Raw genomic sequence first — 12,264 nt, 5'->3', positions numbered from 1 at the left:
CCCCACACGGTCCGCGATCCATCAGCTCTTCGACCAGCGCGAGAGTCTTCTCGGTCGTTCGTACCGGGTGTTTTGCGTCCATACCAATTGATCAGGTCAGACTTCGATAATAAGTGTTCTGGATAGAAGAACAAACGCCGCGACCGTGCGGCCCGGTTCCGTGACACTCCGACGACCTTCGTTGCGGTCGCGCCGCCCGAAGCCCCCGGCTAGTACACCGCGTCGAAGATCTCGTCGCGGGGACCGTCCGCCGAGTACCCCGGCCGCGTCCGGAATGGCCGGAGGACGCTCGAAGGTTGTGTCCTAAAGATAGCGTATGTGGTACTTACGGGAACGTTCACGAACACAGTAACGACTAGCGTCCGCGGTCGGGAGCCACCGATCAACTCGGGGCCCGGGACCCGGACGCTATCGACGGCGGCGCGTATCGGCGGAACCCCCGGCTCGGCTGCCCGCTGGACGATCGACGGAGCGGACACCGATGTTTTTGTCACCTTCGGGGTCGAACACCGGGTATGACCACCGAAGCGAATGGCGCGAACACGAAAGTCGCCCGGGTGATCCGGAAGTACGATCTCGACGATATGGGCGCGAACTTGGAGGCCGCCTGGACCGGTGAGGCGGGCGAACGGACGAGCCTGCGAGACCTCGCCGACGAGTTCAACGAGGCGGTGCTGGAGGCGTCCCTCCGCCAGATCGGCGTTTCGTCGCTCAGCGTCGACGTGTCGAGCACGTACCAGGCGCTCCGCGGCGAGTCCGGGTCGTCGTCGACGCGGGCGCGCCGCCGTCTCGAACGCGAGGGGATCGATGTCGACGAGCTCACCGGGGACTTCGTCACCCATCAGGCGATTCACACGTACCTCACGCAGGAACGGGAGGCCAGCCTCCCGGCGGCGGACGAGGACATGGCCGATCGGAAAGTCGAGACCATCGAGAAGCTTCAGGGGCGGGTCTCGGCGGTCGCCGAGTCGGCCATCTCCTCGCTCGCGAACGCCGAGGAGTTGGATCGCGGCGACTACGACGTGCTCGTCGACGTGCGCGCCGTCTGCCCGAACTGCGGGACCGACGCGCCGGTCGGGGAGCTGATCCGGCGAGGCGGCTGCGGCTGCACGGCGGAGCCCGAGAGCGACGGCGAGTGAGTCGGTGTCGGGCTCGCCGGTCCGGGACTCGATGTCGACGGAATCGAAGATGACGTACCAACATCCGATATATTATCTGTATCTGATGTGATTCGGTCGCTGTGTACGGGATCAGTCGCTTCCGCCGCCGCTGTCGGCCGCTCCGATCGGACCCCTCTCACGGCGACGACACCGGGCCCGCCGGACCGGCCGGTGTCTACGCGTCGTCGATGGTACGCCCGAGGTCGGACGCCTCGTAGACCTCTTTCCACTTCCGACCGGCCGACCCCGTCGCGGCGGGTAGATCCACACGTTCTCCCCGAATCTCTCGACACGCGTTTCGTGCCAGTGCGTGCAACCCGTGCTGTCCGTATGTTGGGACAAATCAAACAGGTAACTACGGCGGTTATCCGACTCGACTCGGTTATTCGCTGAACTCAGACCCGGTGTCGTCTATTTAGAATATGGGATCCGACTGGCGCGGTAGTTCCCCGGAGGATTACACATCTATCTTTGTAATTCCTGTCGACATCGTCGCGATCGACGGACTGGACTCGCCGTTTTGGGGCGGTCGCACCGACGAATGTCAGGTGACGATCGGATCCGGACCATGAGCGCGTCCGAAAATATGAGACGTGAATTTTTCAGAACAGATTTCATCGCCTTCAGTGCCATCGATTTTCATTCAGATCCGAATATACGGGACAATTAAATACTACGACCGAATAGAACCGACATGGACAACCCGCCCGCGTCGACGGTCAAAACGACGACGAAGAGCCTCGATATCGTCGAACTGCTGGCCGATCGAGGGCCGCTCACGCTGGAGGCGGTCGGAACCGAGGCCGAGATGACCCGGAGCACGGCTCACCGACACCTGTTCACCCTTCAGGAGCACGGCTACGTCGTGAAAACCGGGAACGAGTACGGGCTGAGCTTCAAGTTCCTCACGATCGGCGGCGACCTGCAGCGAGAGATCCCAGAATATCAGATGATCAAGTCGAAGGTCGACGACCTCGCGGAGCAGACGAGCGAGCGGGCGCAGTTCATCATCCGGGAGGGGCTCGAACGGGTGTACGTGTACACCGAGACCGGCGAGAATCCCGTCCAGACCGGCGCTCACATGGGGCGGCGGGGCACGCTCTACGCGAGCGCCGCCGGGAAAGCGATCCTGGCCAACCTCCCGGAGTCGACGCGGGAGTCGCTCGTCGACGACTTCGAGTTCGAGCAGACGGGACCGAACACGATCACGGACCGCCAGGAGCTCCGAGACGCCCTCGCGGAGGTCCGCGAGCAGGGGTACGCGCTCAACATCGAGGAGTCGACGGGCGGCGTCCACGCCATGGGGACGTGCATCCGCGGGCGGGACGGGGACGTGATCGGGGCGCTGAGCGTCTCCGGCCCCGGGACCCGGCTCCGGACCGATCGGCTCGAAAACGAGATCCGCGAGTCGGTGTTAGCCGCGGCCAACGAGCTCGAACTTCACATCGAACACGCGTAGGGTGGCGGTCGCCCGCTGCGGAGTCTCCGTTCGGGCGACGCCACGACCGCCCTCTCGGACGGCCCCACCGGTCGGATCCGGCGATAGTTTTACTACCTGATGCGCCGTCGTGTGGGACACGGGACGCAACGGTTCGTACATCCGGCGCTGTACGTGACACGGACGACAACCGGCCGGAGACGCGACTGTCCACGAGTGAACTCATCCATGACACGAACACACGCGACGCGCGCGACCGTCACGGGGATCCGAGCATGACCGACACCGGAAAGATACTCGACGGGGTGAAAGTTCTGGACCTCTCCACGTTCGTCACCGGCGGCTTCTGTTCCGTGATGCTCGCGAACCAGGGCGCCGAGGTGGTGAAGATCGAACAGCCGGGGTACGGCGACGCCGTCCGCCACTCCGGGCCGCCGTTCATCAAGGGCGAGTCGCCGTACTACTGGTCGCTGAACTACGGGAAGAAGAGCCTCGAACTCGACCTGAAGAACCCGGAGGCCAAGGCGGCGCTGTACGAGCTCGTCGAGGAGGCCGACGTGTTCATCCAGAACTTCCGGCCCGGGACCGCAGAGCGGCTCGACGTCGACCACGAGACGCTCGGCGAGTACAACGACGACCTGGTGTACCTCGCGATCTCCGCGTTCGGCCAGACCGGGCCGTGGCGCGAGCGGTCGGGGTACGACCTCCTGATTCAGGGGATGAGCGGGATCATGAGCGTCACCGGCGAGGGGGGGCGACAACCGGTCAAGGTCGGGCTGCCGATGACGGACCTCATCACGGCCATGTGGGCCGCGTTCGGGACGATGACGGCGCTCTACCGCCGCGAGCAGACGGGCGAGGGCGAGTACATCGACCTCGGCATGCTCGAGGCGACGCTGCCGTGGCTCACCAAGCAGGCCGGGATGGTGTTCGCGGGCGAGGAGACCAAGCGGATGGGGACCAAAGCCCCCGTCCTCGCCCCGTACCAGACGTTCGAGACGAAAGACGGGTTCATCAACGTCTGCATCCTCAACGAGAAGCTCTGGGGCGAGCTGTGCGAGGCGATCGACCGGCCCGACCTCCCCGAGGACGACCGGTTCGAGATGAACGCCGACCGGGTCGACCACCTCGACGAGCTGGAGGCCGAGATCGAGGAGACGCTCGCCGAGCACACGACCGACGAGTGGATCGAGATCATCGCCGAGGACGCCGGCGTCCCCGTCGGCCCGGTGTACGAGGTCGAGGAGGCGCTGCACAACCCCCAGATCGACGCGCGCGGGACGGTGACCGAGATCGAACACCCGGAGCTCGGCGAGATCCCGGTGATCGAACACCCGCTCCGGTACGAGGACGCGGAGAGCGGGTTCGACCGCGCCCCGCCGACGCTCGGCGAGCACAACCGCGACGTGTTCCGCGAGCTCGGCTACTCCGACGCGGAGATCGACGAGCTGGCCGACGCCGGCGTGTTCGGCTCCGACGACGACGAGCGCTGAGCGATGACGGGCGTCCACATCTCGGGGGTCGGGATGGCCGGGTTTCGGGCAGCCGAGGCGGCGATCCTCGGACTCGCGGCGACGGCGGCGGACCGCGCGCTGGTCGATTCGCACCACTCGCGCGGAGGTGTCACCTCGCTGCACGTCGGCAACGCGCTCGCACAGGCACTATTATTACGCCGCCGAGTCAGTACCGACACGTATGCGCGTCGGACAATACCGATCGGAGCCGGCAGAACAGCCGTGGTGCGGTGTGGCGACGGGAGACGAGACGGTCGTCAAGCTCTCCGAGGCGGGAGCCGGGGCGGGCGTCGACCTCGGACCGCGGACGAGCGACCTCCTCCGGGAGTGGGAGTGGCGGCGGAAGGCGGACCTGGCGATCGAGTACGCCGAGGAGACGGGACTCGGCGTCTACGACGCCACCGACCTCAATCGGGCAGCACCCGTTTCCGACCCGGAGAAGGTCGTCTGCGTCGGGCTGAACTACCGCGACCACGCCGAGGAGGGGGACAACGAGATCCCCGACGAGCCCGTGCTCTTCTCGAAGTTCCCCACGACTGTGGCGGGGCCGGAGGACACGGTGTCGTGGGACCCCGACCTCACGCAGAAGGTCGACTACGAGGCGGAGCTGGTGGCGGTCATCGGCGAGGAGGCGCGCCGGGTCGACCCCGAGGAGGCGATGGACCACGTGGCGGGCTTCCTCGTCGGCAACGACGTGTCGGCGCGGGACCTCCAGCACGGTGACGGGCAGTGGGTCCGGGGCAAGAGCCTCGACTCGTTCGCGCCGACCGGGCCGGAACTCGTCACGACGGACGAGGTGTCGGACCCGCACGACCTGGAGATCTTCGCGGAGGTCAACGGCGAGCGGCTCCAGGAGTCGACGACGGAGAACCTGATCTTCGGGATCGACGAGCTCGTCTCCTTCTGCAGTCAGGCGTTCACGCTCACCCCGGGCGACCTGCTGTTCACCGGCACGCCGCCGGGCGTGGGCGTCTACCGCGAGCCGCCGGTCCTCCTGGAGGACGGCGACAGCGTCACGATCGGCGTCGAGGAGGTCGGCGAGCTGACGACCGAGTTCGCGTTCGACGGGGAGTAGGGACGCGGTGACTCTCACGGGACGGAATTTCCTGTGAGACGCACAGTTCCGAAATAGATCGGCTTCGGTGCCGTTTATAAGTGGATGAGCGGTGTTGCTGGCGGCTATTTATAAACGACTGACGACCCCGCGGTGAGGGCCTCCAAAGCCCCAGTCGCTGAGGACGGCGCACGCTCGCTATCGCTCGCGGGAACGCAACCGCAGCCTCACACCTCCCCAGCCTCGCGGTTCGCGCTCTCCGAGCGCTCACCGCGTCCCTCGCGCGGNCGCTCGCTATCGCTCGCGGGAACGCAACCGCAGCCTCACACCTCCCCAGCCTCGCGGTTCGCGCTCTCCGAGCGCTCACCGCGTCCCTCGCGCGGTGCTGCTCGGCCGCGAAGCGGCCTCGCAGGCACGCGCCACCGCACCGCCTCGTTCGTTTATAAGCGATAGTCTTTGTCGCTTAGGGAGTTGCCTGCAGAACGTGGTTCCGACGGGACCGTACCGGCGGGAACCACGGACTACTCCGCCTCGAAGTCGAAGACCTCGCGGGGGTTCTCCAAGACTACCTGCCGGATGTCGTTGACGTCGATCCCGTAGCGGTACAGCTCGAAGATCGCGCGCTTCAGGGCGTAGGGGTCGGTCCGGAGGACGTTCGCGCAGTCGGTGTCGACCATGACCCGGTCGGGGCCGTACTCGTCGACGGCGTTCGCCACGTCCGCGGCGTCGACGCCGACCAGCCACGAGTGGCCGATGGTGTAGCTCAGGTAGCAGTCGGTCTCCTCCATCAGGTACGCGGTGTTGTTGGCGTCGGCGTGGGAGGCGACGACGCGGTCCTCGGGGAGGCCGGCGTCGCGCGCGGCCGCCACGTCGCGTTTGACGGACTCCAGCGCGGGGTTGTCGCCGTCGAGGACGGGGTCGGCGCCGAGGCCGGCGTTCTTCTCGTAGCCGGGCGTGACGCCGAGCCCGTCGCGGTAGGCGCGCTTCGCGTCGGTCGACGTGTTCGGCGTGTGGAGGAGCACGGGGAGGTCGTGGTTGCGCGCGAGCTCCATCTGGGCCTGCACGACGGCCTGCTGTTCGTCGACGCCCCAGCGCTCGACGTGTTGGGAGGGGACGACGCCGGTCTCGCCGACGGCGACCACCTCGTCGAGCGCGCAGTAGTCGTCCATCGCCGCCAGCAGTTCGTCGGGGTTCTCGATGCGGACGCCGGTGTGGACGCCGAGCCCGAGCTTCGCCTCGAAGAAGTGGTTGCGCTCGATCGCCTCGCGGCGGTTGATCGCGTCGTCCCACAGGAAGCGGATGTCGTCGGCCTCGACCGGCTTGTACGGGGTCCAGTGGTAGCCGGACGCGACCATCATCATCGACCGACAGCCCGAGAGGGCGTACCGCTCCCGGTCGTCCCACGACAGCGTGTGCGCGTGGTTGTGGATGTCGATCCACGGGAGCGTGAGGAGCTCCCGCGGCGGGTCGAGGTGCTCGTCGTCGCCGTCTCGCTCGTCGAGGTACGTCGCGTCGGTCGGTCGCTTCGTCGGGTGAGAGTTCGCCGGGTGAGAGTTCGCCGGGTGAGAGTTCGTCGGGTGAGAGTTCGTCGGGTGAGAGTTCGTCATGAGTGGTGGGTCCGGGCGAGGCGAATCGCCTCGCGATCGGTATGGTTCGACGTCGCTCTGAGACCACTTAGATGTACACTTTGGTAACCTTTATTGTGACTCCTCATCTCACACCGAGTATGACACTATTGATCGGAACAGACAGCGGTCTCTACCGCGTCGATGATGTCCCGTTCGATCGCGGCGAGGCGCGCGAAGCGCTCGACTGCGGGGTCGTCACCGCCGTGAAGTCGTGGGACCACACCGACGGCGTCTTCGTCGCCTCCTCGACGGGAGCGTACCGCTCGCTGGACGGCGGCGAGACGTGGGACGACCTTGGCGTCCCGCTCGGCGACCGGTTCTGGCACGCGGGGCAGAGTGAGGTCTGGTCGGTCCTCGCGACCGCGGACGGCGCGCTCTACGTCGGGACGAACGACCCGTACGTCTTCCGCTCGGTCGACGGCGGGGAGACGTGGACCGAGCTGAAGGGGTTCCGCGACCTCCCGTCGCGGGGGCACTGGGAGTCGCCGATCGACCCGCACTACGCTCGGCTGCGGGCGCTCGAAGCGGTTCCGGGCCGCCCGAACCAACTGATCGCGGGCGTCGAGGCGGGCGGGATCCACCTGAGCGGGGACGGGGGACAGACGTGGACCGATCGACGCGACACGATCGTCGACGACGTCCACCAGATCCTGCCGATCTCGGAGGACGTCTGGCTGGCGGCGACGGGGTACCTCGACCACGACTTGGAGAACCTCGGACTCGGTCACGCGGTCGGCGAGGGCGGGCTCTGGCGCACCACCGACGCCGGCGAGTCGTGGACGCGGGTCGACACCGGAAACGACTTCTCGTACATCCGGTGCGTGTTCGTCCACGACGGGACCGTCTTCTTCTGCGGGGGCGAGGAGGCGCCGCCGGCGTGGGTGAACGACGACCACGAGGTCGCGCTGTTCGAGTCGACGAACTTCGGCCGCGACTTCGAGCGGGTCTCCTTCCCGGGCGAGCCCCACGAGATCGTCGAGACGTGGGCCGTTCACGACGGCGACGTGATCTGCGGGTCGGGACTGTTCGACGTGCCGGACCAGCGCGACGACGTGGAGGGCCGGATCATGCGCCGGACCGACGGCGGCGCGTACGAGACGGTGGGTCGTATCGGGGCGAACGTCAGCCGCATCGAGGTAGTGTGAGCGTGAGCGACGACGAACCGGCCGGCGATGCGGAGGGGGCCGCCGACTCGACACCGGCCGCTGACCCGCCGCCGGGCGGTGCCCCGTCGGCGATCGGGCGGACGCTGTACGGCGGGGTGCTCGCGTACATGGCGGTGGACGGGTTCAGGAGCAACGACAAGCGGGTCGAGGTCGCCGGCGAGAAGGGCGTGCCGATGCCGGACGTGCTCGTGCCGTTCGTCACGGGGATGCTGTTCGTCGCCAATCTCGGGATCGTGTTCTGGAAGCTCCCGCGCGCGGCGGCGGGCGCGCTCGTCGTCTTCTTCCTCGGGACGACCCCGGCGATCCACGACTTCTGGACGATGGAGGGGAAACAGCGCCACGACAACAAGATCAACTTCCTCAAGAACCTCGCGCTGCTCGGCGGCGCCATCACCCTCCTCGACGCCGCCGCCGACGAGGAGTGACGAGCTCGTCCTGATTCGCTGTCCGATCCGACCCGTCGGTACGGGGGCGGGTCGGCGGCTTGCCCGTTCTCATCGAACCTACTCCGATATGTATGATAACAGATGATATCTATCTATTATATTTTTAAGTAGATTTGTATAGTGAATTATTATATGCGCGGGTGATCGGATAGGTGGCTGCTAATACCATGTATTTCAGCAAAAAATATATACATTCTACAAGGAAATAATTATATAGTAGGTCAATACCCTATAGATATCCTTTTAAAGTATAGATATGGAAATATTGATAGATGTCCATCGAATGAGGCTCTTATGAGCCGATATCGCTGATACACTGGTCAAACGGGCCGAATGATCCGTTAGATCGCGATAGATCGGTTCGGAGATCTCGACTTCGAAACGATGTTCGATCTCTAATCTATCGGAACTCAATATAGTCTGTATGACTGGTAATTCTGTTGTCCGCAGCTCTAGTCGCACGTCGCCGTCGAACAAGATCGGGCGGTCGTTTCTATCGAGAGCGGTCTCGTCGAGTCGGCGTGAGACCCGATCCAGCGGGAGAAGATTCATGTGGAATAAATACTGTCTGTTTGACACCACCCCGACCGAGACAGCGAAGACGTGGTGAGACCCCGGTGTACCGCCCGAACGCTGACGGCATCGCCGTCTCGATCCAAGGTAACCGGCCGTCCGCCGTAACCGCGCTCGTCTCCGGCACGGCCCGATCGGACGACTCGTCCCGCCCTCCACGGCGTGAAGCGTCTCTCAGACACACTAATCGATGCCCTCCACACTGTCACGACGCCGATTCCTGTCGCGGTCCGCGGCCGTCGGCGCTGGCACCGCCGTCGCGGCCAGCGGTCTTGCGAGCGGCTCGACCGAGCCGACACAGAACCCGACACAGACGACCGGCGTGGACACGCTCGTCGCCGACGCGGCCACCCGCGCGTTGGAAGACCACGACGCGGGCGGACTGACGGTCGCCGTCGTCGACGGCGACGAGGTCCACACGAGCGGCTACGGCCACGCCTTTCGGAGCGAAGACGTCCAGGTTCGAGCGGACGAGACGCTCTTCCGCGTCGGCTCCGTCTCGAAAGTGCTCGCGTGGACGGCCGCGATGCAGGTCGTCGATGGCGGTCAGATCGCACCGGACGCCCCGGTTGACGACCACCTCGACGCCGTCGACCTGCCGGACACGTACGACGAACCGATCACGCTCGAACACCTCGCTACTCACACACCGGGATTCGAAGCCCGAGGCCGGGGCGATTCGGTGAGCGATCCCGAGCACGTCCGCCCGCTCGCCGAGTCGGTGTCGACAGACGTCCCGGCGCGCGTCCGCCCGCCCGGTGAGCTCCCCCAGTACACCAACTACGCCGCCGCACTGACCGGCCAGCTGATCGCGGACGTCTCCGGGCAGCCCTTCCACTCGTTCGTCACGGAGAACGTGTTCGCGCCGCTCGGGATGTCGAACAGCACGTTCCGAGCGGCTCCGCCCGGGCTCGTCCCTGCCGACGGAACGAACGTTGACGACGTCGTGAGTTTCTACTCCGACGTGTCGCCGGCGTCCGGCCTCCACACGACCGCCGCGGACATGGCACGGCTGCTGCAAGCACACCTCAACGGCGGCGTCGTCGACGGCGAACGGATCCTCTCGGAGAGCGCGGTCGACGCGATGCACCGGCAGTGGTTCACGCCTCACGAACGGATGGATGGGATGGCGTTCGGGCTCTTCGAGAGGTCCCGCGGCGATACCCGGATCCTCCGTCACGGCGGTGGGGTCCCGCAGTTCTCGACCGAGTTCGCCCTGCTCCCCGAGGAGGGCGTCGGCCTGTTCGTCGTCGCCCACGGTAGCGAGGCGTCCGACGCGAAGCAGGAAGTCGCAGACGCGTTGCTCGACCGGTACGCACCCGTGGATTCGAGCGGACAACGGCGGTCACCTGACGGGACACCCGAGCGTGCTGGCGAACTCGGCGGTCGATACCGGTCGGTGAACGCGACCGACACGGTCAGTTCCGAGAAGCTCGTCTTCGGGCTCTTCACGGGCCGACCGATCGACGTCCGAGTCGCCGACGACGGCCGGCTCATAACGGAGCAAGGGGACAGCATAGACGAATGGGTCGAAGTCGAGCCGCTCGTCTTCGAGCACGTTGAGGAGGGCTCGACGCTGGTGTTCCGCGAGACGGACGGTGAGGTGACCCACCTGTTGGACGGACTCAGCGCGTACGAGCGAATCGGCCACCACGAGCGGCTCTCGGTCCAGGGATGGCTAACGGTCGCCGCCTCGGTGATCGCGCTGACCGGTCTCGTAGGATGGCCGGCAGCTCGGGGATGGCGTCGATATCGCGGCGGGGGGTCACCGCCGGCGTCTGTCACTCGCGCTCGGTGGGTCGCTGGCGCGGGTGTCGCCGGGCTCTTGTCGTTCGTCCTCGCCTTCGTTGCCGTTTCCGTCGTCGTGGTGTCGATGGGCAGGCCGACACTGTTCGACCGCCCGCCCGCGTGGTTCGAGGTCGTGTTCGTCGTGCCGACGCTCGGAGCCGTTGCGACCGCCGGTGCAGTCGCCTACGCAGTTCGTGCGTGGGTCCGATCGGAGTGGTCGCTCGCCGCTCGCGTCCACTACTCGGCCGTCGTCGCCGCTGCGACCGTCCTGTACTGGCTCCTGCAGTATTGGAACCTGCTGTGGGTTCGGATGGGATAACTCAGAGACCCGCATATGGATCATCTACCCTCTGAGGAGAGGGCGACGCCGATACCGAGGAGACGGGAGTTAACCAAACACTCGAGCGAGTCATCGACTTCCTCGGCCGGTGTCTGCCCTGAGTGGTCACAGACGGGAAACGTGAAAGCTCACGGCTTCGGTCGTGGGGGACTGACCGCAACGACGACCCGGTCGTCGGTCAGGCGAAACGCGGCGGCGTTCGCACGGGTCGGATCGACTCGCGTTCACCGGTGCTTATGAGCGCGGCCGATCGTTTCGGAAAACGACGACGAATGTCCTCCACAGTTCACCGCGGCCGCCGGAGCTCCCTTGGAGCTGCCGGGTTCCTCCCCGTTCTGCTCGCTAACCTGACCCCGCTCGTCGGTGTGCTCCGACTCGGCTGGGACCCCGCGACGCTCGCCGCAGTGTACGCGATCGAAGCGGTGCTGTCGATCCCGCTGGCGGGCGCGAAGGCGCTGTTCGCAGCGCGGCCGCCGCCGGAAGACCGCGAGGCGGGCGTGATAAGCGTCACCGACGCCCCGCTGTCGAGCAAGCGCGGTGCGCTCCGGCCGGTTTCGTGGCTGCCACCCGTTCACCTCCGGAACGTTCCGTTCGCGGCGGCCGTCTGCGGCGCGGCCGCGTGGATCGCGCTGGTCGTCGGCGTCGCGTTCTCGCAGGCGTTCGACGTGCCGGCCCTGCTCGGGCGTCCGGCGGTGCTCGCGTCGGCGCTCGCGCTGGTCGCCGGCGAGGCGATCGACGTCGCCCGAGACTACGTCGGCCGGCGACGGTACGCGGAGACCTCGCCGTACGCGGTCGTGGAGACGCCGGCGAGGCGAGCGTTTTTCCTCGTGTTTGCGCTGTTCGCGCTCCCACCGCTCGACGCGACGGGGGGCGGAATCGCCGTGCTCGCCGCGTTCGTCGCCGTCAAGCTGTTCGTCGAGTGGTCGGCGTTCCGGGCGACTCACGGAGACGGAGATTCTGATGGCGGCCGGATTGGCGGCTGGCTCGCCGGTCCGACCGACTCGCCGGACCAACCGGAGCCGATCGAAGTCCCCGCCGTCGAGCCCGATAGCCGGGTTCCGGTCCACCGCCGGACCGCCGTCGCCACCGCGGTCCTCAAGACGCTCACCGGCGTCGCCCCGATCTACGCGACCGGCTTCTTCGTCGTGTGGATCGCC

The 12,264-nt window shown here is 66.4% G+C and carries 9 protein-coding genes and 1 pseudogene; 8 read left to right on the top strand and 2 right to left on the bottom strand.

The window, feature by feature from the left end:
* A pseudogene (locus tag C471_RS17970) lies at positions 1-82 on the bottom strand (IclR family transcriptional regulator); the annotation flags it as partial.
* Positions 83-515: 433 nt separating this feature from the next.
* Here C471_RS17970 and rdfA point away from each other — a divergent pair.
* The 4 genes from rdfA (at position 516) to C471_RS05250 (ending at position 5,187) form a co-directional block, all read left to right on the top strand.
* On the top strand, positions 516-1,139 hold the full coding sequence (gene rdfA, locus C471_RS05265) for a rod-determining factor RdfA (protein WP_004047007.1): 624 nt from the start codon (positions 516-518) through the stop codon (positions 1,137-1,139).
* Positions 1,140-1,854: 715 nt separating this feature from the next.
* Positions 1,855-2,619 carry an IclR family transcriptional regulator gene (locus tag C471_RS05260; protein WP_004047006.1) on the top strand — a complete coding sequence of 255 codons (765 nt, stop codon included), beginning with the start codon at positions 1,855-1,857 and terminating at the stop codon, positions 2,617-2,619.
* Positions 2,620-2,873: 254 nt separating this feature from the next.
* On the top strand, positions 2,874-4,091 hold the full coding sequence (locus C471_RS05255) for a CaiB/BaiF CoA transferase family protein (RefSeq protein ID WP_004047005.1): 1,218 nt from the start codon (positions 2,874-2,876) through the stop codon (positions 4,089-4,091).
* Between the two features lie 202 nt (positions 4,092-4,293).
* The gene (locus C471_RS05250) at positions 4,294-5,187 is read left to right on the top strand and encodes a fumarylacetoacetate hydrolase family protein (RefSeq protein WP_004047004.1); all 894 of its coding nucleotides are present in this window, start codon (positions 4,294-4,296) and stop codon (positions 5,185-5,187) included.
* A 500-nt stretch (positions 5,188-5,687) separates the two neighbouring features.
* On the opposite strand, the gene C471_RS05245 is transcribed toward C471_RS05250, so the two are convergent.
* Positions 5,688-6,773, bottom strand: a complete 1,086-nt coding sequence (locus C471_RS05245; RefSeq protein WP_004047003.1) for a TatD family hydrolase — start codon at positions 6,771-6,773, stop codon at positions 5,688-5,690.
* Between the two features lie 119 nt (positions 6,774-6,892).
* On the opposite strand from C471_RS05245, the gene C471_RS05240 reads away from it, so the two are divergent.
* The 4 genes from C471_RS05240 to C471_RS05225 all read left to right on the top strand — a co-directional run.
* A complete protein-coding gene (locus C471_RS05240; protein ID WP_049908986.1) occupies positions 6,893-7,939 on the top strand; it encodes a WD40/YVTN/BNR-like repeat-containing protein in 1,047 nt (348 codons plus the stop codon).
* The gene (locus C471_RS05235; protein WP_004047001.1) at positions 7,936-8,385 is read left to right on the top strand and encodes a DoxX family protein; all 450 of its coding nucleotides are present in this window, start codon (positions 7,936-7,938) and stop codon (positions 8,383-8,385) included. The genes C471_RS05240 and C471_RS05235 overlap by 4 nt, the downstream gene beginning before the upstream one ends.
* Before the next feature lie 784 nt (positions 8,386-9,169).
* Positions 9,170-11,086, top strand: coding sequence for a serine hydrolase domain-containing protein (locus C471_RS05230; protein ID WP_239638621.1), 1,917 nt, complete (start codon positions 9,170-9,172; stop codon positions 11,084-11,086).
* Between the two features lie 293 nt (positions 11,087-11,379).
* On the top strand, positions 11,380-12,264 hold an 885-nt coding region (locus C471_RS05225), incomplete at its 3' end, for a DUF6498-containing protein (RefSeq protein WP_239638620.1).

Origin of the sequence: Halorubrum saccharovorum DSM 1137 (genome assembly GCF_000337915.1) — an archaeon.
GTDB lineage: Archaea > Halobacteriota > Halobacteria > Halobacteriales > Haloferacaceae > Halorubrum > Halorubrum saccharovorum.
Note: the sequence above shows the minus strand (reverse complement) of the source record. Positions and strands in the feature narration are given on the sequence as shown.